Source organism: Ruegeria sp. CE8 (genome assembly GCF_056537465.1).
The window spans coordinates 1-20480 of record NZ_JBQFRP010000023.1; the positions used below are offsets into that span (position 1 = coordinate 1).

General features: G+C 56.5%; 20 protein-coding genes and 2 pseudogenes. 14 read left to right on the plus strand and 8 right to left on the minus strand.

Translation table 11 applies throughout. The features are described 5' to 3' along the window. A pseudogene (gene gcvT, locus ACR0AA_RS22875) lies at nt 1–119 on the minus strand (glycine cleavage system aminomethyltransferase GcvT); the annotation flags it as partial. A 365-nt stretch (nt 120–484) separates the two neighbouring features. Between gcvT and ACR0AA_RS22880 the strand changes: the two are divergent. Genes ACR0AA_RS22880 through ACR0AA_RS22895 form a run of 4 tightly spaced genes read left to right on the plus strand, consistent with a single transcriptional unit; the run spans nt 485 to nt 3987 of the window. Continuing rightward, nucleotides 485–1135: a histidine phosphatase family protein gene (locus ACR0AA_RS22880; protein WP_480666250.1), complete on the plus strand. Its 651-nt coding sequence runs from the start codon at nt 485–487 to the stop codon at nt 1133–1135. A 21-nt stretch (nt 1136–1156) separates the two neighbouring features. Next, nucleotides 1157–1771, plus strand: a complete 615-nt coding sequence (locus ACR0AA_RS22885; RefSeq protein WP_480666251.1) for a glutathione S-transferase family protein — start codon at nt 1157–1159, stop codon at nt 1769–1771. Between the two features lie 14 nt (nt 1772–1785). Further along, on the plus strand, nt 1786–2841 hold the full coding sequence (locus tag ACR0AA_RS22890) for a saccharopine dehydrogenase (RefSeq protein WP_480666252.1): 1056 nt from the start codon (nt 1786–1788) through the stop codon (nt 2839–2841). A gap of 3 nt (nt 2842–2844) precedes the next feature. Next, entirely contained in the window at nt 2845–3987 is a 1143-nt protein-coding gene (locus ACR0AA_RS22895) for a saccharopine dehydrogenase family protein (protein WP_480757671.1), read from the plus strand. Between the two features lie 259 nt (nt 3988–4246). On the opposite strand, the gene ACR0AA_RS22900 is transcribed toward ACR0AA_RS22895, so the two are convergent. The 6 genes from ACR0AA_RS22900 to ACR0AA_RS22925 form a co-directional block, all read right to left on the minus strand. Further along, on the minus strand, nt 4247–4450 hold the full coding sequence (locus ACR0AA_RS22900) for a hypothetical protein (protein WP_480757674.1): 204 nt from the start codon (nt 4448–4450) through the stop codon (nt 4247–4249). Between the two features lie 51 nt (nt 4451–4501). Beyond that, entirely contained in the window at nt 4502–4729 is a 228-nt protein-coding gene (locus ACR0AA_RS22905) for a DUF1127 domain-containing protein (RefSeq protein WP_480666255.1), read from the minus strand. Nucleotides 4730–5012: 283 nt separating this feature from the next. After that, nucleotides 5013–5507 carry a universal stress protein gene (locus tag ACR0AA_RS22910; RefSeq protein ID WP_480666256.1) on the minus strand — a complete coding sequence of 165 codons (495 nt, stop codon included), beginning with the start codon at nt 5505–5507 and terminating at the stop codon, nt 5013–5015. Between the two features lie 17 nt (nt 5508–5524). Further along, nucleotides 5525–6865: a TRAP transporter large permease gene (locus tag ACR0AA_RS22915; protein WP_480666257.1), complete on the minus strand. Its 1341-nt coding sequence runs from the start codon at nt 6863–6865 to the stop codon at nt 5525–5527. A 17-nt stretch (nt 6866–6882) separates the two neighbouring features. Then, on the minus strand, nt 6883–7419 hold the full coding sequence (locus tag ACR0AA_RS22920; protein WP_480666258.1) for a TRAP transporter small permease: 537 nt from the start codon (nt 7417–7419) through the stop codon (nt 6883–6885). Between the two features lie 68 nt (nt 7420–7487). Beyond that, the gene (locus tag ACR0AA_RS22925; RefSeq protein WP_480666259.1) at nt 7488–8504 is read right to left on the minus strand and encodes a TRAP transporter substrate-binding protein; all 1017 of its coding nucleotides are present in this window, start codon (nt 8502–8504) and stop codon (nt 7488–7490) included. A 170-nt stretch (nt 8505–8674) separates the two neighbouring features. Here ACR0AA_RS22925 and ACR0AA_RS22930 point away from each other — a divergent pair, with 170 nt between their 5' ends. The 9 genes and pseudogenes from ACR0AA_RS22930 (at nt 8675) to ACR0AA_RS22970 (ending at nt 18446) form a co-directional block, all read left to right on the plus strand. Beyond that, on the plus strand, nt 8675–9586 hold the full coding sequence (locus ACR0AA_RS22930; RefSeq protein WP_480666260.1) for a LysR family transcriptional regulator: 912 nt from the start codon (nt 8675–8677) through the stop codon (nt 9584–9586). A 313-nt stretch (nt 9587–9899) separates the two neighbouring features. Beyond that, nucleotides 9900–10151: a hypothetical protein gene (locus ACR0AA_RS22935; RefSeq protein ID WP_480757682.1), complete on the plus strand. Its 252-nt coding sequence runs from the start codon at nt 9900–9902 to the stop codon at nt 10149–10151. Nucleotides 10152–10264: 113 nt separating this feature from the next. Further along, nucleotides 10265–12157: an amidohydrolase family protein gene (locus ACR0AA_RS22940; RefSeq protein WP_480757683.1), complete on the plus strand. Its 1893-nt coding sequence runs from the start codon at nt 10265–10267 to the stop codon at nt 12155–12157. 414 nt (nt 12158–12571) lie between these two features. Continuing rightward, nucleotides 12572–12724: pseudogene (locus ACR0AA_RS22945) on the plus strand (DUF3626 domain-containing protein); the annotation flags it as partial. Nucleotides 12725–12747: 23 nt separating this feature from the next. Continuing rightward, on the plus strand, nt 12748–13146 hold the full coding sequence (locus ACR0AA_RS22950) for a DUF3626 domain-containing protein (RefSeq protein ID WP_480666263.1): 399 nt from the start codon (nt 12748–12750) through the stop codon (nt 13144–13146). Between the two features lie 232 nt (nt 13147–13378). Then, on the plus strand, nt 13379–14884 hold the full coding sequence (locus ACR0AA_RS22955) for a trimethylamine methyltransferase family protein (RefSeq protein ID WP_480757687.1): 1506 nt from the start codon (nt 13379–13381) through the stop codon (nt 14882–14884). Between the two features lie 11 nt (nt 14885–14895). Further along, complete coding sequence (locus tag ACR0AA_RS22960) at nt 14896–15330, plus strand: SRPBCC family protein (protein ID WP_480666265.1); 435 nt, start codon at nt 14896–14898, stop codon at nt 15328–15330. 2 nt (nt 15331–15332) lie between these two features. Continuing rightward, on the plus strand, nt 15333–16037 hold the full coding sequence (locus tag ACR0AA_RS22965; protein ID WP_480666266.1) for a maleate cis-trans isomerase family protein: 705 nt from the start codon (nt 15333–15335) through the stop codon (nt 16035–16037). After that, nucleotides 16038–18446, plus strand: coding sequence for a GcvT family protein (locus ACR0AA_RS22970; RefSeq protein WP_480757691.1), 2409 nt, complete (start codon nt 16038–16040; stop codon nt 18444–18446). It abuts the gene before it with no gap. Here ACR0AA_RS22970 and ACR0AA_RS22975 read toward each other — a convergent pair. Further along, a complete protein-coding gene (locus ACR0AA_RS22975) occupies nt 18443–19363 on the minus strand; it encodes a LysR family transcriptional regulator (RefSeq protein WP_480666268.1) in 921 nt (306 codons plus the stop codon). The genes ACR0AA_RS22970 and ACR0AA_RS22975 overlap by 4 nt on opposite strands. A gap of 594 nt (nt 19364–19957) precedes the next feature. Here ACR0AA_RS22975 and ACR0AA_RS22980 point away from each other — a divergent pair. Then, on the plus strand, nt 19958–20473 hold the full coding sequence (locus tag ACR0AA_RS22980) for a hypothetical protein (RefSeq protein WP_480666269.1): 516 nt from the start codon (nt 19958–19960) through the stop codon (nt 20471–20473). Nucleotides 20474–20480: the final 7 nt, after the last annotated feature.

The following is a 20480-nucleotide window of genomic DNA, read 5'->3' on the forward strand; positions in this document are numbered from 1 at the left end:
TCTCCCATAATCCCCAACGGATACTGAACAGGCATCTCCCACCCAGCAAAATCAACCAACTTACCTCCCAACTCAACGTGTAAGTCGTAAAGGGGCGTGCGTTTCAATGCGTCAGACATGGCAGAGACCTTTCTTAAGACTTAGATAAAATCGCCGCGTCAATCGCGGCGTAAGCCCTGTGCTGCCGTAGATTGACACCAAGGTTCCTAGGACTGTGCAGCAAGTCAACAGGATTGAACCGTTAGCCATCAATCGGCCCTCAAAGCTGGCGTCGCAAAAAAGTGTATACGGCCGCATACGGCGACCATGTATCCTATAGGAAACTTTTTTCCGTTAGGCAACGCTCAGCACACTGATCCATGCGCGATATTCTGCGGCGTACCGACACATCCCAGCCAAGAAACTGATTTTTGTCAGAGTCCTGCCGAACCGCTCTGGTCCCTGACCCGAACCTGCCCTAAGACTTCGCGCAAGAGGGGACGCCATGGCACATATAACACTGGTGCGTCACGGGCAGGCAAACACCGCTGCGCGCGACGAAGCAAACTACGACAAACTCAGCGAACTGGGCCATCAGCAGGCGCGTTGGCTGGGCGCACATCTTCAGAACACGCAGGCGTTTTACCCTCGGATCTATTGCGGCACCCTTTCCCGGCATGTGGAAACGGCAGCAAGCATGGGCCTGCCCGAACCGACCCGTGACCCCCGCCTCAACGAGATCGAATACTTTAATATTGCAAAGCTGTACGAAGAGCAGCACGGCGTTGCAGTGCCAACAGACCGTGAAGGATTTGTCGAACATCTGCCCCGCACGTTCGCAGCCTGGGCTCGGGGCGAGATCGAGGATACGCCAGAGACATTCGAGGAATTCGAAACCCGTGTTTCGGACGCGCTGCGCGAAATCGGAACAGATGGAGGCCCAGCCATTGTTGTGACCTCGGGCGGTTTGATTTCGATGGTCGTGCGGCAGGCGATGGGACTGGACATACCGGCGATGGCGCGGGTCGCTCTTGCCATCATGAATACCTCAATGCATCGTCTGCACCCGATTGGCGCGCAGCTTAGCCCGGTCCTGTTCAATGCCGTCCCGCATCTGGAAGCGCCCGACCGGCAGTTTGCGCAAACGCATCTGTAACCCAAGTACGGAGGACCATTGATGCAGCTTTACTACGCCCCTCGTACCATTTCGGTCGCTGTTGCTATCGCTTTGGAAGAAGCTGGCCTTGAGTATGAGCCGGTTCGCCTGGATTTCGCCGAAGGGGAGCAGACGAAACCGGCATACAAGCAGATCAACCCCAAAGGCCGTGTGCCGGCTTTGGTGGTTGACGGCGGTATCCTGACCGAAACCGGAGCATTGCTGGAATATGTCGCCGCGATTGCGCCCGAAGCTGGTCTGGTGCCAGAGGACCCGGTCATGGCAGCCCGGATGCGCGAAGTTATGTACTATCTGGCCTCGACCATGCACGTGAACCACGCACATAAATTGCGGGGTCATCGTTGGGCCGACAAAGAAGCCAGCTGGAAAGACATGGCCGGCAAGGTCGCCCAGACTATGACGACATCCTGCGAATACATCGTGTCAAACGGTCTGCGTGGGTCTTTTGTGCTGGGCGACACTGTTTCGCTGGCAGATGCGTATCTGTACGTCGTGTGCAGCTGGCTGGAAGGCGACGGCGTGGACGTCTCGGCCTTTCCTAAAATTCTCGCTTTCCGCGAGGCGATGGAGGCACGCGCCTCGATTATGGCGGTCCGCGCCGCCGGTATGCTCTGATTAAAGGACGACGCATGACACATCTCTGGGTCCGGGCAGAACAGCGCCCGAACGAAGAACGGGTTGGACTGACGCCCGACGGGGCCGCGGCTCTGATTGCAGCAGGCATTCGTGTAACGGTCGAGGAAAGCCATGTTCGCGCCATCCCAATCGATGGCTACAAGGCTGCCGGGTGTGAGATCGCGCCCGAGAATTCCTGGCCCGAGGCCCCGCAGGATGCGATCATCTTCGGCCTGAAGGAACTGCCCGAAGACGGCACGTCCCTACCCCACCGCCACATCATGTTCGGCCACGCCTATAAGGGACAACACTCCGGTCGCGCCCTTTTGGAGCGGTTCAAGGCGGGTGGCGGTACCCTCTATGACTTGGAATATCTCGTCGAAGAGAATGGCCGCCGCGTCGCGGCCTTTGGGTATTGGGCGGGTTACGCCGGCGCAGCGGTGACATTGAAAACATGGGCCGCGCAACAACGGGGTGAAGAATGTCCGCCCGTTGGCGTTTACCCCGGCAAAGACGCGCTGAACGCGGAATTGCTGGCCGAACTGGACGCCACTGGAGCGGATCGCCCCCGCGCCATCGTGATCGGCGCTTTGGGCCGTGTTGGCACAGGAGCTGCCGATCTGTGCGAAGCAATGGGCGTCGCAGTCACCAAATGGGACATGGCCGAAACCGCCAGTGGCGGACCTTTCCCCGAAATCCTGGAACACGACCTGTTCCTGAATTGCATCTTCGCCCGTCCCGGCACGCCGGTCTTTGTGCCGCGCGAAGCATTAGCCGCCCCGCGCGACCTGACGGCCATCGGCGATGTCGCCTGCGACCCGGACAGCGATTACAACCCGGTGCCAGTTTACGACCGCGCCACCACGTGGGACGCCCCCGCCCTGCGCGTGGCGACCGACCCGGTGATGGACGTCATGGCGATCGACAACCTGCCGTCAATGCTTCCGGTCGAAAGCTCGGAAGACTATGCGGAACAACTTCTGCCCACCTTGCTGACCCTGACCGACCTGAACAGCGGAGTCTGGGGCCGGGCGGCCGCGACCTACAACACTCATATCGAAGGGATCTGAACGATGACGATTCACTGGTGTGGCACCGGCCTGTCGGCCGTCCCCGGCCTGCGTCGCCTGATCGAAAATGGGCATAAAGTCACCGTCTGGAACCGGACCGTCGACAAGGCCAGGGTAGAAGTCGGAGACCTGACCGACGACATCCGCGCTTTCGACATCAACGCGCTGGGTGCGGTGCTGGAAAAGGGCGACGTGATCGTCTCGATGCTGCCGGGCGATTGGCATGTGCCTCTGGCCGAGCTGGCGATTTCGAAAGAGGCCAATTTCGTCTCATCCTCTTACATCGCGCCCGAAATGCGCGCGCTGGACGACAAAGCGCGCGAAGCCGGCGTGGCGCTGGTCAACGAAGTTGGGCTGGACCCGGGGATCGACCACCTGATGGCGCACGCCCTTGTCGCAGACTACCGCGCGTCAGACGCGTTCGACCCGCAAAATCACCTGAGCTTCATATCGTATTGCGGCGGCATTCCAAAGAACCCTAACCCGTTCCGGTACAAGTTCAGTTGGTCGCCGCTGGGCGTCCTCAAGGCACTGCGCTCGCCGTCGAAGTCGATCCGCGACTATGCCCCTCTGGATGTTGCCCGTCCGTGGGATGCGATCAGCAGCTATATCGCACCCCTGCCGACACCGGAAAGCTTTGAGGTCTACCCGAACCGCGACTCTCTGCCGTTCATGAAGGAGTACCAGTTCGAGGATCACTGGACCGTCAAGGAATTCGTTCGCGGCACCCTGCGCCTGAATGGCTGGGCCGATGCGTGGTCGGATGTGTTTGCCGAGATCGAAACCCTTTCCGGTCCAGAAGGCGATGCCCGCCTGAAAGAGATGTCAGATAAGTTCTGGGACGAAAACGCCTATGACGAGGGTGAACCGGACCGCGTGGTTCTTTGCGTCGGACTGAAGGCGGAAAAAGACGGCATCCCGGTCTGGCACAAGACCTATGTGATGGATGCGTGGGGCGACGCGCGCGGCACAGCCATGGCACGCCTGGTCTCGATCCCGGTCTCGCTGGCCGTCGAAGCAGTTTTGAACCGCGCGATCCCCGTCGGCGTCCATGCCGCACCTAGCGATCCGAAACTCGTCAAGGATTGGATGGCTGAAATCGACAAGCTGGCCCAGCACCTGCAGGTGGTGGATCAATTGAATTGAAACGTTGACACCGTCCCATTCACGGCCGGGGCGGTGTCGTCAGTTAAAGGTGGAATGCGCCAAGTCTGCGGAGCGTCCTGCCAATGGCGACACCAAGAAACAAAAAACCAGGTATTGTTGTTCGCTATAGAAATACCGCCTCGGGATAGGCCAGTGCAGCGCACCCCAGACAACAGGAAAGCCATCCCAGGTTTCGTGGAATGGCTAGCTCGTTACAGATTTCATTTTGGCTCTGTCTGAATTGGCCCGCGCCCGACCTTCAGATATACCGGCGTATCGTATCCTCGATGTCGCTGCGGTTTATGCCCAGCTCTGACAAATCCTGATCGGAAAAGCCGTTCAGATACTGTGCGGCGCGAACGATATCGGCGCTGATCGCACGTATTTGCATGGCCCGATCGAACAGAAGCAGCGCGCTTTCCGAAGGCATCGGTTGCTTGCTGGGGGGGATGACATCAAACATTACTTGTTACCTCCTGAAAGAGTTACACGGCTGCCTTTCGCAGGCAAATCATCACTGCCGATAAGGGGCACCGTGATAAACGCTCTGATAGGCACGCTGCTTGATTTCATCCCGAGGGATGCCGATGTCGCTCAACTGAGAGTCGCTCAACCCTTCGAGCTCGCGCACGGTTTTTGCGAAGATATTGCGGCGGAATTGCTCGGTTCTTGCTTCCGCATAATCTGCAAACATGGTGGCAAATACATTGCGGTTTGGTTTAACGGTCTGTGTGGCTTGCATTGTCTTCTCCTCCTGAATTTGAATTGCGGTTTCAGTCACAACTCAAATAAAGGAACCGGTTCTTAAGGAGAGGAAACCGTAAGATTAAGGTCCGTTAACGCGCCCCTCGGCGCGTTGGACCCTGGCTGGGTTTGGTCAGCTTGCAGACATCGCGATCAAGGTCTGCACTCAAATGCGGGATGGGGGCGGCGTCCGAGACAGGGAACACGTGTCTACATTGTCATTGAGCGCCATGAAACGAAATGGGCCGCCACACAATGTCGTGCAGCGGCCCAAGAGGGTTTTAGACGTTGTCCGGGTTCGGCACGATCAGCGTTGGGATTTTTGACCGGCGCAGAACGCGTTTGGCCACGGTGCCGAGGAAAGTGTGCGAAAAGCCGTGGTCATGGGCGCCCAATACGATCAAGTCGCAGCCCATCTCGACCGAGCGCCTCAGAATCACCTCGGCCGGGTGCCCGTCGGTGACTTCGATCGAAGTCACCTGATCACGGATCTTCGCATCTTCACCTTCGAACTGCGCCCAGAACTTGGCTTGCCGCTCGGCCAGAACCTTACGCACCATTTCGTGGCGGCGCTTGGATGCGGTTTTGCGCGTCTCCTCGTTCAGGATGAACATGTCCATCGTGATCTTGGCGTCCTCGGACAGGGGTTCGTTCACATGAAGGACGTGAATTTCTGCCCCCGTCGCCATCGCGATGCTTGCCGCATTGCGCATGGCGTGACCCGAGTTTTCCGACAGATCGGTAGCGAACAGGATATTTGTCACCATTTGTTTCATATCGTCATCCTTTCAGGTCAGTAGCCTAACAACCTTGGCAGCCATAGCGACAGCTCAGGGAAGAACGCGATTATGAAGATCGCGATTGTATTGGCCGCTGCGAAGGGCAGTGCACGCAGCGAGATCTGCTCGATGGTTATGTTTGAGATGCCCGATGCGATGAACAGGTTCTCACCCAGCGGCGGCGTCTGGAAGCCGATACCCAGCGTACAGACCATCACCACACCAAAGTGGATCGGGTCGATGCCCACCGAATAGGCCACCGGCAGCATCACCGGAACCAGGATCAGGATGGTGGCCAGCGTCTCCATGAACATGCCGACGAACAGCAGGAAGAAGATGATCAGCGCCCAGATCACATAGAGGTTGTCGGTAAAGCTGAGCATCGAGTCAGCGATGATCGCTGGGATCTGGTTTTCCACCAGCAGACGGCCGAACACAGTCGCGGTGAACAGGATCAACAGAACCCGGCCCGTCAGCCATGTGGTGGCTTCAAGCGACTGGAACAGCGACTGCCATGTCAGTTCGCGATAGATGAAGACACCCACGACCAGCGTGTAGAAGATCGCGACGATTGCAGCCTCGGTCGGAGTGAAGAAACCGGTATAGATACCGCCCAGGATCACCAGCGGCGCCATCAGCGACCAGAACCCGCGATACATCTCACAGCCCACATGGCGCAGCGACCAGCCTTCGGCCACGCCTTTGTAGCCCCGCTTTTTCGACATGAAGAAGTTCAGGATCAGCAAGCTGGTGGCAATCAGGAAGGCTGGTACAAAGCCCGCGATGAACAGTTTCGAGATCGAAACCGACTGGAAGGTCCCGAATTTCTCGACCGCTTCTACAGGCGGTGCCATACCGAGCGCGGCAATGCCGAAGATCACCATCGGGATGGAGGGAGGAATAATAATCCCGAGGCCGCCGGAAGAAGCGGTAATCGCAGAGGCATAGCCGCGCTCATAGCCGCGGTCGATCATCGCTGGGATCATCAGCATCCCCACGGCCGCGGTTGTCGCCGGGCCCGAGCCCGAAATGGCACCGAAGAAAAGACAGGCCATAACCGTTGCAGCCGAAATACCGCCGGTGAATGGACCGGCCAGACTTTCAGCGACATTGATCAGGCGTTTTGAGATACCGGCGGCCTCCATAAGAGCCCCGGCCAGAATAAATGCAGGAAGCGCCATCAGCGGGAAAGACCCCACGGACGTAAAGGCGATCTGCACGAATTTAATTGGGTTATCGCCCAGATACAGGAACGAGAACAGCGAAGCCACGCCCAGAGCAACCGTGATCGGTGCGCCTATGAGCAGCAGCAGAAGAAACGATCCAAACAGGATTGTGACGATTTCGGATTCCATGGTTTTTCCTCCCTGCCTCAGTCGTGCTTGGCTGCTTCGGTGGCAGCTTTGATTTCATCAAGGTCGATCTGATCAGGATCATGGATGTCTTCACCCTTGATCAGGCGGCGGTAGTTCACCTGAATGATGCGGAAGGTCATCAGCGCAAAGGCGATGGGCAGCACCATGTAGACGTACTTCATCTCGATCCCCAGGGTCTGGGATTTCCAGAACTTGTTCATCTTGTTGAAGACGAAGTCTGTCGCAAGATACAGGAAGTAGACGTTGAAAAAGAGCCAGAAGAGATCGGCGAACGCCTCGATATACTTGATGTAGCGGTCGGGCAGGAACTTGAACTGGAATGTCACCCGGTTATGCGCCCCCTTCAGGGCGGCGTAGCTGGCGCCGAAATATACGAACCAGACGAACATGTAGACCGAGAGTTCCTCGATCCAGCTGATCGAAAAGCCAAAAACTTCACGCGCGACGATTTGTGCGAACAGCAAACAGACGAAGCCGGATAATAGGACCCGGCAGATGACACTTTCTATATTGTCCAGAAATCTCCAGAACATCGGAATTCCCTCCTCCCTGAGATGAAAAGAGCGCCGAAGCGCTCTTTTCCTTTATCGCTCTGCGGCGATTATTGCTGGACCGGCTCGCGACCAATGGCTTCGAGAACTGTGTTCAGCTTCTCGACACCGCCGATGGACTCATAGAACTGCGGCCATACGGCACCGGTTGCCAGTTCGATGAATTCGGCTTCATCGTTCTCAGGATCGATGATTTCCATGCCTTTGGCGGTCAGCTCTTCCTTGATCGCAGCTTCAGAGTCACGCAGGAACTGAGCCGATGCGAGGGTCGCTTCCTGACCGGCTTCCAGGATGATCTTTTGGTCTTCTTCCGACAGACCCTGGAATACGGATTCCGACACGATCAGCGGTTCGATCGAGAAAATATAACGCAGGTTGGTCACGTGGTTCTGGACCTCGTAGAACTTCATTGCGTTGATCGTCAGGTAAGGGTTGTCCTGACCGTCGACAACTTTGGTCTGCAGACCGGTGAAGGTTTCCGACCAGGCCATCGGAGTCGGGTTGATGCCCCATGCCTTGTAGGTTTCGATCATGATCTCGTTCTTGGGAACGCGGATGATCAGGTCCTGCAGATCAGCAACAGAGCTGACAGGTTTTTTCGAGTTGGTCAGGCGACGGAAACCTGTGTAGGTCCAGCCGATGATGCGCACACCTGCGTCACGGATGGTGTTTTCCACCAGTTCCTGACCGATCGGGCCCTGGGTCAGCTTTTCAGCATCTTCCAGCGACAGGATCACATAAGGCAGAGTGAATACACCAACCGAAGGCGAGAACGGCGTGATGTTGTTGATCGCCAGCAGCGACATGTCCAGCGTGCCGATCGCGGCCTCGTTGACGGTGTCCTGCTCGGATCCCAGCTGGCCGTTCAGGAACAGCGTCGCAGTGTGCGCTCCGCCAGATTTCTCTTCAAGCGCTTTGACGAAAGCCAACCCCAGGGCTTCCTGTGCGCTGCCCGCACTGTCGCCAACCGCGATTTTGAAGTCCTTCGCGTTGGCTGCGCCTGCAACCATCAGGGCCGCCACGGATACGGCAGCAGTCATGGTGCCAAGCTTTTTGATGAATGACATGGATGTCCTCCCAGTTTTATCAGGTTTCGAGGTGCGCGCCGCTCTGGGGAGAGATGAACGGTCCGATTCTGCCTCGGCCCCAAAAGAGTAGCTTGTGAAAGGTGTTTCTATGTTGCTATTCTTTGCGCGATAGGTTTCACATATATCGAACCTTATGCACTGGTGGGAAAATGGTTGCATCACGCATCGGCGACAGCGACATCCGATTGCTGAGGGTTTTCAAAACAGTTGTCGAAAGCGGCGGTTTATCTGCAGCCGAAGTTGAACTGAACATCGGTAAATCGACAATTTCAAAACACATTACCGATCTGGAACTGCGGCTGGGCCTGAAACTCTGCAATCGGGGGCCTGCGGGGTTTGCTCTGACCGAGGACGGAGCAAAGGTCCTACAGGCGGCTGACCACCTGCTGGTGTCCGTTTCGCAGTTCCGAAATGAGGTGAGCGAAATCAAGGAACAGCTGGGGGGAACGATTCGTATCTCGTTGTTCGACCAATGTGCGTCGAACCCGGAATCTCGCCTTGCACGGGCCATTCATCGGTTTAACGAAGCCGCACCATCGGTTCAGATCGAATTGTCGCTGGAGCCGCCAAACGTCATCGAGACCATGGTCATCAGCGGCCAGCTCGACATCGGCATCATTGCGTTGCACCGCCCGTCCACAAGCCTTCATTATGCGCCACTGTATGGTGAAGACATGTTTCTTTATTGCGGCCGGGAGCACCCCTTGTACCGAACACCCGATCACGAGCTGAAGACGAGTGATCTGCTTGGGTTCAGCTATGCCGGGCTCAGCGTGAACTCACCCAACCTGATTGTTGGCCAACAACTGGGGTTTCGCCGTTCCGCCAAGGTTCAGAACGAACAGGCGCTGGCCATTCTTATTCTGTCGGGTCGTTATCTGGGCTATCTGCCGGAACACCTTGCGCAGAACTTTGTAAACCGCGAGCTGATGCGAAAGCTCCTGCCGGACGAGACCCAATATCGCACCCGATTTGCCGCAGCCACCAGAAAACAGCCCGAGCCCACGCGCGTGACCAAGTTGTTTCTGGACGTATTGCTGAGCGAGCACTCAAAGACATAGCGTCGACCAGCCCGCGTCAGGGGTTGGCCTTATGAATTTCTGACAAAACCCGTCGGCCGATCAGACGAAACAACCTGCCTCTGTTGTTGTGCATGAATGGCTTGCACAGTCCGGCTTCGCGTCCGTTTCGGTGTTTGGCCTTACGGAAACCGGCGCAGGGACTTGGAATGGATCAGTACCCCAAATGCCTGTGCTTTCGTTCCAGACCAGGCATTCTTTTACCGCAGCCGCCAATCTCATGTGAATTCCCGCCACTGACCTTGCATGGGTTTTCTTCCCTCCCAAGTGAGCTTCAAACATAAGAGGCCGCGAAATGATTGACGACGAACCCCAGTCGGTAAAGTACTACAACCAGCACAACATCTGGACCCTGGACCCCACGCCTGCGGACAAACAGGTATACGATACTTTTGCATCGGGCGTGGTTGATCTGTTGCAGGTGCTGGACGACAACAAGCCGATGCTCTCACGAGATGTCTACGCCAGGCTTTTCGCCTCATTGCGGGAATTATCCCGCGTTTTGGGAGAGTACGAAGAAGGCTGGAGGCTGGACTATCAGGCTTAAAGCGCGCCGCCACCCTGCGGGCGTGCGAGCCGGGCAGCGCCACCTTCTGCAAACCGTCACGGTTGCATGAATTTGAATATCAAATATCGTATCCGCAAACGGAGGACCCCCCGATGCGGATGGAATTTCTGGCCTTTACGATCTCGGCGTTTGCAACAGCGTTGAATGCGCAATCCTATGATGTCGTCATCCTCAATGGCCGGGTCATGGACCCCGAGACAGGTTTCGACGCCATAGCCAATGTCGGAATATCAGGCGGATGGATCGTCAAAATCACAAACGAACTCATTGAAGGTGATGAAACCATTGATGCGACCCGGCATGTCGTTGCGCCGGGTTTCATTGATCTTGAACAACACGGTCTTGATCCCTGGGGTATCAAGGTCAACTTGCGCGATGGCGTCACCACGCAGATGGATTTTGAACTTGGCGCCCTGAACATCGACGAATGGTACGCAAAGCGAGAGGGCACAACGCAAGCCAATTTTGGTACGGTCGTCGGTCAGGAATATGCCCGAATGCGTATCCATGACGGGGTGACTCTTGAAGGCCCCGACGTTTCCATGCCCCTGACTCTGTCCGTGCATCGTGCGCAAGCAGCTGAGGACGGCATCGATGGCTGGTCCGTTACCAAAAGCACCCTGGATCAGATGAACCAGATCACGCAGATTCTGGATGAAGGTTTGCGGCAGGGGGCCATCGGCATTGGCTCAACAATTGGGTACGCCAGAGAAGGCATCACAACCTATGAAATGCTCGAAGCCCAAAAAATCGCGGCAAAATACGGCCGCTTGACGTCCGCACACCACCGGTTTCATCCCAGCGCATCGACTCCAACGGAATCGCAAACCGGCGTGAATGAGCTCCTGGTGAACGCGATGGTGTTGGATGCGCCTCTACATATCCACCATGACAACGACTATGGATGGTGGGAAAATCAGGAAAAGATGCAGATGGCCCGCGCGAAGGGGTACAACGTCTGGTCTAGCTACTACCCATGGACGGCAGGTTCGGGGAATTACGGTGCCTCGATCGTCGCGCCTGCCAATTGGGAAGACAATATGGGCTACAAGTACGAAGAAACGATCTTCGACCCGCAGCTCGACCGTTATGTGACCCGAGAAGAGTTCGAGGAATTTGCCGCAAACGAACCCGGTCGCACCCTGATCGCCTTCAGCCCTCCGCGGGAACAATGGTTGCTGGACTGGATCAAGATACCAGGCTTCGCCGTGTCGGGAGATGGCATGCCGAGCCTCAATTCCAAAGGTGAGCCGTTAACGTGGGACTCGCCGTACGAGGACTACGCCGGACACCCAAGATCCGCCGGAACACATGCAACCGTCCTGCGTTTGGCGCGCGAAAACGAAGTGCCGCTTATCTTCACCCTGGCACAACTCAGCTACTATCACGCCAAATTCCTTGGCGACACCGGACTTCAGGCAATGAAAGTGCGTGGCCGGATGCAGGAAGGCATGGTTGCTGATATCACGATTTTCGATCCCGAGACTGTTTCGGAACAAGCGACGTATTCAAATGGCAGCAATGGCCTGCCGTCCACCGGGATACCGTTTGTACTCGTGAACGGAGAGATCGTCGTCCGGGACAGCGTCGTTCAAAAGGACCTTTTTCCCGGGCAGGCAATTCGTTTCCCGGTCGAGAACGCCGGCAGGTTTGAACCCGCTTCGCGCAAGCAGTGGCTGAACACATTTGCCATAGACAACGGCGGTGCACGTCCGACGTTGATAGAAGACATCACCGATGACGAAGCGTACCTGCCCCCTGCTGAACCTGCGCCGACACGCCAGGCCAGGCTGTCTCTTGCCCAAAGCGCCGTGCAGGACTGGTTTGCTCAGGCCTATGGGCTTGACGACTCGAAACTGTTTCTGTGTCGCATTCACGGGGTTCTTGAGGATCGGGCCACGGCGCAACGTGACTGGGCCGAGGCTGTTCTGGCGAAATGGGGAGGTGATCCATCCGACCGGTTCGATCCATTGCTTTCAAGATAGCCCGCGCGCCAAGCAATCTGTAATCGGCAGATGCCTTACCGCCAAAGACCCTATACCTGACTAAAACCACCTGCAGGGACAAACTTGATATTCCTAAGTTTGTGGGGTTTGTAACTTTGGACTACAGGCGAGGTAAAATCCAATCATCGAGACTTCCTCTGATCCAACCGAGAGCATCATGCTTCCACCAAGCGCCAAAACAGCGATTAATCACGTGCGATGCAATTAAAGCGGTCCGCCGTTTCCGGAATATTGTCACGTAACATTGAACTTCCATCCGGACGCGTTGCAAAGAAATGAGTGGATGATTGAGACGCTCGCGCGTGAAGGCGTTTATCGATCACAGTTCGAACCGGAAACAGCAATGGCGGTCTGGCAGCGCACTCCGGAGGGGATCGGTGACATTGGGAAAGCCGCATCTTCGGAGCAGCATACGATAATGTCGAACCCTCACAGCGACCCAAATACGGCGCGTTGAACCATTTGGGGTTTGAAACAGGCGGTTCACCCCGCTTTGGATCCTGTCACGCACAACCTTTTGCTATCCTGACAGCTATTTCGACCTGACCAATCTCGGTGTGGCCGATCGGATGAGTTTGATTTCACTGCCAGCGCGCAACGATCTGCCTTTGGACGAACCGGACGACCACATTGAAGCCTATGTTCATGGCCCTCTGGTCCTGGCTGAGGATGTCGATGCTGCCGTGTTAGACCCAAGTCACAGAGATACCGAAACCGAGGTTACAGCGCAGAAACCAAGGTGCCCGATTGAATGGCATTCCGGTTATCGGTTGAGCGCAGATTTTATTAACGATTGCATTGGGTTTCGCGGCCAGAATACTGCCGATATGGTCACCTCCCTGCTCGAAAACGATAGCCTGACGCCCCGGCATATCGGGCTGGCCCGGAAAAATCGTGGGGCAGGTCCAAAATTGCTGAAACGGGTCTGGTACTGTGTGGCTAAGTTCGGAAACCTGAACCGTCAGTGATCACCTCTGCATCATTTTCTAACTTGAGGCGCGGAGTTCTGGCAGAACCCAAGCTTTGTTAGGTTCAGCTGGTTATGCTGTGAATATGGAAAACAGCCTGGCGCTAGCCAGCAATTCGCGAAGACCGCAGAGATTTCCGGCGCTTGCGTGAAAACAATTCACCATCTCCCCCGAATAATTGAATTTTCCCACTCCCGGTTTTCGCGTCTAATACCCGCGCAAGGGAGAGAGAATGGCGCGACGTTCGACAAAGCGGCAAAAGCAGAAATCCGGCACCGACCATTCAGGTGCCACGGAATTCTATGCAGGCGGCAAATTTCGCCCCCTGTCAGTGCAGGACGTCAACAGGACCTTGGACCATGCGTTTGACATCCTGGCAACCGTTGGCATGGCCGGATTGCCAGAGCAAGCCACCAACCGTGCATTGGCCAGCGGTGCGCTGCGGCGCGATGACGGCAGGCTATGCTTCCCGAAACAGATGATCATGCGCGCGCTTGCAAAGGCACCCAGACATGTGAACTTGCCGGGTTTTCTCGCCGCTCGCGATTTGAAGATCGGCGGTGGAACTGTGCACATCGGCACCGGCGGTGCGGCGGTACAGGTTTTGGACGGTACAGACAATACATATCGCGACAGCCATTTGGGGGACCTTTACGATCTGATGAGGGTTCTGGACGCGTCTCCAAACATCCATTACGGACTGCGCCCCGTTGTTGCCCGCAACTTGTCGGATCCATACGAACTGGACGTCAACTCGGCCTTTGCCTGTATGAAAGCGACGTCCAAACCGATCGGCATCAGCTTTTGTGACGCAGAACACATCGCCCCTATTGTCGAGATGTTCGACATGGCGCTTGGACATCCCGGAGCATTTCGCGAAAGACCGTTTTGCATGGCGGTTATTGTGCATGTCGTCCCTCCGCTAACCTTTGCGGCGGAAGGTATCCAAATGCTCGAAAAAGCGGTGAAAGCCGGCATGATCCCGCAGATATGTTCGGCCGGACAGGCCGGTGCGACCAGTCCCGTAACTTTGGCAGGGGCGCTTGCGCAAGGGCTGGCGGAATGCCTTGCCGGGCTGGTCGTGGTCGATGGAATTCAACAGGGTGCGCCCTGCATCTATGCTCTGATGCCATTCATTTCGGATTTGCGCACCGGCGCGATGAGCGGTGGAGGCGGCGAGGCTGCTATCGCCAACGCGGCAGCAGCACAATTGCTGGCACATGTCGGACTGCCATCCACGGTTTCCGCGGGCATGACAGATTCCAAACTGGTGGACGCGCAGGCCGGGTACGAAAAGGGCTATACAGTCGTCCTGGCCGGTCACGCAGGTGCGGACATGATCAACCTTTCCGTCGGGATGCTGGGCTCGATCATGGTCGCCAGCCCCGAGGCAATGGTCATCGACGATGACATGTGCGGTGCCATTCTACGATCGATCAAAGGTATTGAAGTTTCGGACGCTACACTGGATCTGGCAGCCGTGGAACGCGTGGTCATGCAGGATGGGCATTATCTGGGCGAGGCCGAGACACTCAACCGGATGAAGTCCGACTATTACTACCCGTCGCTGGCAGACCGCCAAAGCGTTGATGATTGGATCGATGCAGGCAGGCCCACTGTCTGGGATCGGGCTCAGCAACGCGTGGCCGAGATTCTGGCAGCCCCGTCGCTCTCTCATCTAAGCGCCGACGCCGAAGCACGCATTCGTGAACGTTTTCCCATTCGTCTTGAACAATGAAAGGAACCCAGATGCACGTATTTCGCAGCATGATCATTGAGGCCGGTATTGACGATGTCTGGTCCGCGGTTCGCAGATTTGATGGCGTTGCAACATGGAATCCGGGCGTGGATCGGGCCGAGTTGGAAAATGGTGCTCCGACCGCCACTGGGACGATCCGAAGTCTTTTCATCCCGGACGGCTCCATTTTTCGTGAAACCCTGCTGGCGCACTCGGACGCCGAGCATTTCTACACCTACGACATTCTTGAGTGCCCCCTGCCGGTTTCCGGATACGTCGCAACGCACCGGTTCTTACCCATCACGCATACCGGCCAGACGCTGGGGATTTGGGAAAGCTGGTTTGACTGCGCCCCGGCTGATCGCGCCGAGGTGGAGAAGATCGTCGGCGATGCCATCTACATCGGCGGCATGACTGGTCTGAATGCGTTCCTGAAAGGAGACTGAAAGTGGCCGATACACTTGCCCCCCGCGCCGTGATCGGCGTCATGACACCGGCGATGAACACCGTCGTCCAACCCGAACTGGAACTGTTGCGTCCCGACGGCGTGACCAATCAGATGCAGCGGTTTCGTCTGGGCGGGGACAATATCTCGGATGACTTGCCGGATGAGGCAGCCAAACTGATGGATTGTAAACCAGCGGCTATCGCCGTTGGACTGACCACGGATGCAGGTCCGGGCGGTCCGGAAAAGCTGAAAGCGCGCTGTCAGGATGTGTCGAACCAACTTGGGGTCCCGGTGTTGGGAGCATCGGGCTCCGATTACGAAGCCCTGAGAACCTTGGGCGCCCAGACGGTCGGTATAGTTACACCGTTCAACGCCGAGGTGGACGCTGTGGTCAGGGCCAACACCGAAGCAGCCGGGTTCGAAGTTGTGGCGATCAAAGGCACCGAAGCACCAAGCTTGCCTGAGATCTGCGAAACATCACTCAGCGATATTCGCGCGGTTTTCGCCCAGGTCGCCGCGTGTGACTGCGATGTCATTCTTCAGGTCGGAACCGCGCTGCCGGTCGTGTCGTTGATCGCCGAGCTTGAGCAGGTCCATGGCAAACCCATCGTCGCCTGTAACGCCGCCGTCTACTGGCAAACGTTGCGCACCATCGGGATCACCGATCCGATCAACGGATTTGGCAAGCTGTTGGAGCAATACTGAATGCGCACACATGCTGAGGTCGTCGTCATTGGCGGCGGGGCCGTTGGGGCCGCTATCCTGTTTCATCTGGCAAAGGCGGGCATCACAGATACCGTCCTGATCGAAAAGAACGAACTGACCGCCGGGTCGACCTGGCACGCCGCTGGCAATATTCCGACCTACGCGAACTCCTGGCTTGGGATGCGGGCGGGCAATTATGCGTGGTCCCTGTACAAGGAACTGGCAAAAAACCCGGAGGCACCGATCACTTATCGGCACACATCGGCAATCTGGCCTGCGCATACGCCGGAGCGGATGCAACTGTTCCAACATCTCTGCGGTGTTTCGCGATCGGCGGGATTCGAACTGTCCATGCTCTCACCCGCAGAGATCGAGCAGATGCATCCCTACTGGCACGCAGACGACACTGTTCTTGGTGGCATTCTGGACCCGTATGAAGGCGACATTGACCCCAGCCAATTGACGCAGGCGCTTGCCAAACATGCCCGCGCTCTGGGGGCCGAAGTGCGCCGGTTTACCCGTGTAACCGGGCTGAGCCAGCGGCCCAATGGGGAATGGGAAGTTCATACGCCCGATGGCGTACTTGTTGCCGGAACGGTGATCAACGCGGCCGGGTCAAGCGGTGCAAAGATCGCTGCAATGGCGGGTTTGCACCTTCCTGTGGTCACGCTCGAACATCAGTACATGGTGACAACTGCTTTGCCGCAGTTGGAGGTGGATACAGAACTCTTTCCCCTCATCCGCGACCCGGACATTCGGTTCTACCTGCGCCGGGAACGCAATGCTCTGTTGTTGGGATCCTACGCGCATGAGGGACGGCCGGTCTGGTGGGATGGCGTACCCGAGGACTTTGACCACCAGCTTTTTGCCGATGATATCGATGGGATGATGGAAGTGTTCGAAGCCGCCGCCACCCATGTACCGATACTGGCCGAGGCAGGCGCGCAGCGCTTTGTGAATGGCCCTATCCCCTATGCACCCGACGCGCTGCCGTTGGTTGGACCGGCGGGCGGCGTGCGCAACTTCTATCATGCGACAGGCGTCCAGATCGGGATCACACACTCTGCCGCGATCGGCAAAGCCATGGCCGAATGGCTGACGGAAGGAGAGACCGAATGGGACTTGTCCGCCTGGGACCCGCGTCGTTTTGGCAATTGGGCCACTCAGGATTATGCAGCGGCCCGGGCGTCCGAGCATTACGAATTGCAATATGCCATTCCGTACCCTCACCGGATCATGTCATCCGGGCGGCCCGTTAACCAAACCCCACTATGTCACCACTTGCAGAATCAGGGCGCGGTGATGGGACAGATCGGCGGGTGGGAGCGCGCCTTCTGGTTCCAACGGGAAGACATCAAAGATACCGGGGAACTCAGTTTTGGGCACGAACCCTGGCAGGATGCAGTGCGGCTGGAATGTGAGACTGTACGCGATGCTGTTGGGATCTTGGATCACGGCGGGTTCACGAAGTACGTGCTGGAAGGGCCGGATGCCGCCGACGTTCTGAACTGGCTTGTTTGTGGTACTCTGCCGCCAGTTGGCCGGGTCCGGCTGTCCTACATGCTGACACCAAAGGGCCGCATCTGGTCCGAAGCAACGATCGCGAGACTGGCCGAAGACCAGTTTCTGCTCTGCGGTCCGACACTGGCCGTGGATCGGGACTTTGACTGGATTTCCCAATGCATCGGCTCGGCCAATGCAATTCTGAGTCAGGGCTATGACCGGGACGGCGCATTGCTGGTGATGGGGCCACGGTCCCGCGATTTGCTGCTGCCTCTGACGTCAGCCGATCTGAATGCGCCATGGATGAGCGTCGCGGAAATCGAGATTGCGGGCATCCCCGTTACGGCTCTGCGGGTCAGCTACGTCGGCGAACTGGGTTGGGAACTGCACGTCGCTTCAGACGATCTGGTAACGCTTTACGCCGCGATCTGGCAGGCCGGGGCAGAACATGGCATCTGCAACTTTGGCTCCTATGCGCTGAACGCGATGCGGATCGAAAAGGGTTATCACGGCTGGGGCGCTGACTTCGGCACCGAATACACCTTGTACGATGCAGGTTTGTCGAAGTTTGCCAGTATGTCTAAAGGTCCGTTCCAAGGTCGCGATGCGGTTGTCCGGCAGGAACAGACGGACGCCGAATGGGAGTTTGTGGGATTGGAGGTCACCGATCCGGGACCGGAGCCGATGCCCTCGGATCCGGTTATCAAAGACGGAAAGGTCATTGGCTATCTCACGTCTGTTTCAATGGGGTATCGGACGGGCAAGCTATTGGCGCTGGGATACGTTGAGCACGGAGAATTGGCCATGTCAGAGGCGTGCCACATACAGGCTTTCGGAGATTTACGCACAGCCGCTCGCCATAATCACCACGTTTATGACCCCGAAAACGGCAAATTGAGGGCTTAGCCAAACCCATCGTTCCGCGCGGTCCAATCGGCCAGCGCCTTTGCAACCTCCACTATCGGTCCAGCTTGTTGGTCTTCCAAGCGGATTAGTGCCTGCCAGGTGAGATTGATTCCCTCTTCACCTACGCGGGCACCAACAAGTCGCCCGGTCTTGATGGCCGGGCGTACGGCCCAACCTGCCAAAACGCTGCTGCCCTGTCCGGCGGCGACAAGTTCCACAATGGCTTCTGGAAGCTCGACCATCGTCGTCCAGCGTGGATATCTTCCTGACGGACGAAAAAGCCGCGCAAACTCTCGATCCGGTTCAGGCGTCAGTGCATACGTAATGAACTCTTCCCCTTCGATATCAACACCATCGACAAACGGCTTTCCTGCAAGGGGATGATCCGGCGCAACGACGAACAGCAGTTCATCGGAGAACAGAGGCAATTGGCAGGTCCCGATTGGGCGGGCATCCCCGGACGCAATAACCAGATCAACATCGCGGTTCATGAGGGCATGGACAGGATCACGCGCGACATTCGCCGTCACCTGCAATTCAGTATCCGGCAAGTGACCCCGAAGATACGTATTGAAGCCGGGCAGCCAATGATACGAGCTGTAAGCTTCCACGCAAATTCGCACAACATGCGCGATGCCGCGATCCATACGCCGGACATCAAGTTCGGCGCGTTCCATTTCACCAAGCACACGATCGGCCATCTCGGCCAGATATTCAGCGGCCGGCGTCATGCGCAAACGTTTGTGCATGCGCGTAAACAGTACCAGATCCAACCGTCGTTCCGCTTCTCTGATGCGATGAGACAACGCGGAGGACGTAATCCCCAACGCTTCTGCCGCATCCGTCACTCGCCCATGACTCGCTATAGCCCGGATCATCTTGAGGTGTCGAAGATCAAGAAATGGACCTTCTGCCATTGTCTTCCCCGAAAAGGATTCACAATTGAGATATGTTGGAGACCTTTAAGCGTTGGTCAACAAAAATAGGATCCGAAACCGGATTCGACGGGCCTGTTTAGAAGGCATTACGGTCCGAACGGAGTTTTTTTGGAATTCCGACGCTGGTTGCGGGAGCAGGATTTGGCCTATACCGAACGTCGACGGAACTGTTAACCTAACAAGCTATGTCTACGCATTCCCTGGCTGTTTGAAAAAATGGCCGCTTTGGACGGCAAAAGTGACAATCAAGACACCAGTTTCAACGTTCGCACAGAACCCAGAGCGGACATTCCCATCTGCGAGAGTAACTCCATCGCGGGTATCAGAACCGCTCTCCAGCGAATGAAGGTAAGTCCGCAACTCTGCCGTTAAACCGCCATCCAGAAACCAAGAAACCTCCTGCGTCTAAATAAAGAAGCAACTGGGGTTGGCCCGGTCTCACTTCGTTTTGGCCGAAGAAAGAAAACTTTTGGCTGAATTTCGAATGAGTGAATGGACACTCCAAACCAATATTGGATGACGCGCCAAACAAGGTGCCTGGTAAGTTACAGAGATAGAATTGGAGCGTCAGTCATGCAGACCGAAGCAGTCAGTGCCGTCGAAGTAATCAACATGCATTTGAACAGACACTATGAAGCCGATCAACGCGCAGACGCCGTTGTTGAAATGTTACTTGAAAATGAAATCTCCAGCGCAGATTTTTGGCCTTTATTGAGGGGTTTATGGGGTGGGTTCGAAAAAATTGATCACACCATGTTCGTGCACGCGATGGACGCAGAAAAACGAAAGTCATGTTGGGTTCCGACGGAACAGTGGCATCGGCTTCCCAATGAAATCTCAGTTTTTCGCGGTCAAAGCCTAGGAAAAGAAGTTGGTTTGTCTTGGGCGACAAACTTTGATGCAGCAATGGACTATGTAATTAAATGTCATGGTTCGACTGCCAAAATTCCGATTATCCTTGAAACCAAAATCCCCAAAAGCGCTGTCGCAATGGTTATCGAAAATGGTGAGCTAAATGAGCTCGTCTTGTGGAGGGCGCCACAGATTTCAAACTGCGTAGTCACCCAAATATCCTCTATGACGCACTAATCAATCA

Bases quoted from the DNA above. Each gene is read 5' to 3' on its own strand.
- ACR0AA_RS22880 (WP_480666250.1), top strand. From the start codon at position 485: ATGGCACATATAACACTGGTGCGTCACGGGCAGGCAAACACCGCTGCG.
- ACR0AA_RS22885 (WP_480666251.1), top strand. From the start codon at position 1,157: ATGCAGCTTTACTACGCCCCTCGTACCATTTCGGTCGCTGTTGCTATC.
- ACR0AA_RS22890 (WP_480666252.1), top strand. From the start codon at position 1,786: ATGACACATCTCTGGGTCCGGGCAGAACAGCGCCCGAACGAAGAACGG.
- ACR0AA_RS22895 (WP_480757671.1), top strand. From the start codon at position 2,845: ATGACGATTCACTGGTGTGGCACCGGCCTGTCGGCCGTCCCCGGCCTG.
- ACR0AA_RS22900 (WP_480757674.1), bottom strand. From the start codon at position 4,450: ATGTTTGATGTCATCCCCCCCAGCAAGCAACCGATGCCTTCGGAAAGC.
- ACR0AA_RS22905 (WP_480666255.1), bottom strand. From the start codon at position 4,729: ATGCAAGCCACACAGACCGTTAAACCAAACCGCAATGTATTTGCCACC.
- ACR0AA_RS22910 (WP_480666256.1), bottom strand. From the start codon at position 5,507: ATGAAACAAATGGTGACAAATATCCTGTTCGCTACCGATCTGTCGGAA.
- ACR0AA_RS22915 (WP_480666257.1), bottom strand. From the start codon at position 6,865: ATGGAATCCGAAATCGTCACAATCCTGTTTGGATCGTTTCTTCTGCTG.
- ACR0AA_RS22920 (WP_480666258.1), bottom strand. From the start codon at position 7,419: ATGTTCTGGAGATTTCTGGACAATATAGAAAGTGTCATCTGCCGGGTC.
- ACR0AA_RS22925 (WP_480666259.1), bottom strand. From the start codon at position 8,504: ATGTCATTCATCAAAAAGCTTGGCACCATGACTGCTGCCGTATCCGTG.
- ACR0AA_RS22930 (WP_480666260.1), top strand. From the start codon at position 8,675: ATGGTTGCATCACGCATCGGCGACAGCGACATCCGATTGCTGAGGGTT.
- ACR0AA_RS22935 (WP_480757682.1), top strand. From the start codon at position 9,900: ATGATTGACGACGAACCCCAGTCGGTAAAGTACTACAACCAGCACAAC.
- ACR0AA_RS22940 (WP_480757683.1), top strand. From the start codon at position 10,265: ATGCGGATGGAATTTCTGGCCTTTACGATCTCGGCGTTTGCAACAGCG.
- ACR0AA_RS22950 (WP_480666263.1), top strand. From the start codon at position 12,748: ATGAGTTTGATTTCACTGCCAGCGCGCAACGATCTGCCTTTGGACGAA.
- ACR0AA_RS22955 (WP_480757687.1), top strand. From the start codon at position 13,379: ATGGCGCGACGTTCGACAAAGCGGCAAAAGCAGAAATCCGGCACCGAC.
- ACR0AA_RS22960 (WP_480666265.1), top strand. From the start codon at position 14,896: ATGCACGTATTTCGCAGCATGATCATTGAGGCCGGTATTGACGATGTC.
- ACR0AA_RS22970 (WP_480757691.1), top strand. From the start codon at position 16,038: ATGCGCACACATGCTGAGGTCGTCGTCATTGGCGGCGGGGCCGTTGGG.
- ACR0AA_RS22975 (WP_480666268.1), bottom strand. From the start codon at position 19,363: ATGGCAGAAGGTCCATTTCTTGATCTTCGACACCTCAAGATGATCCGG.
- ACR0AA_RS22980 (WP_480666269.1), top strand. From the start codon at position 19,958: ATGCAGACCGAAGCAGTCAGTGCCGTCGAAGTAATCAACATGCATTTG.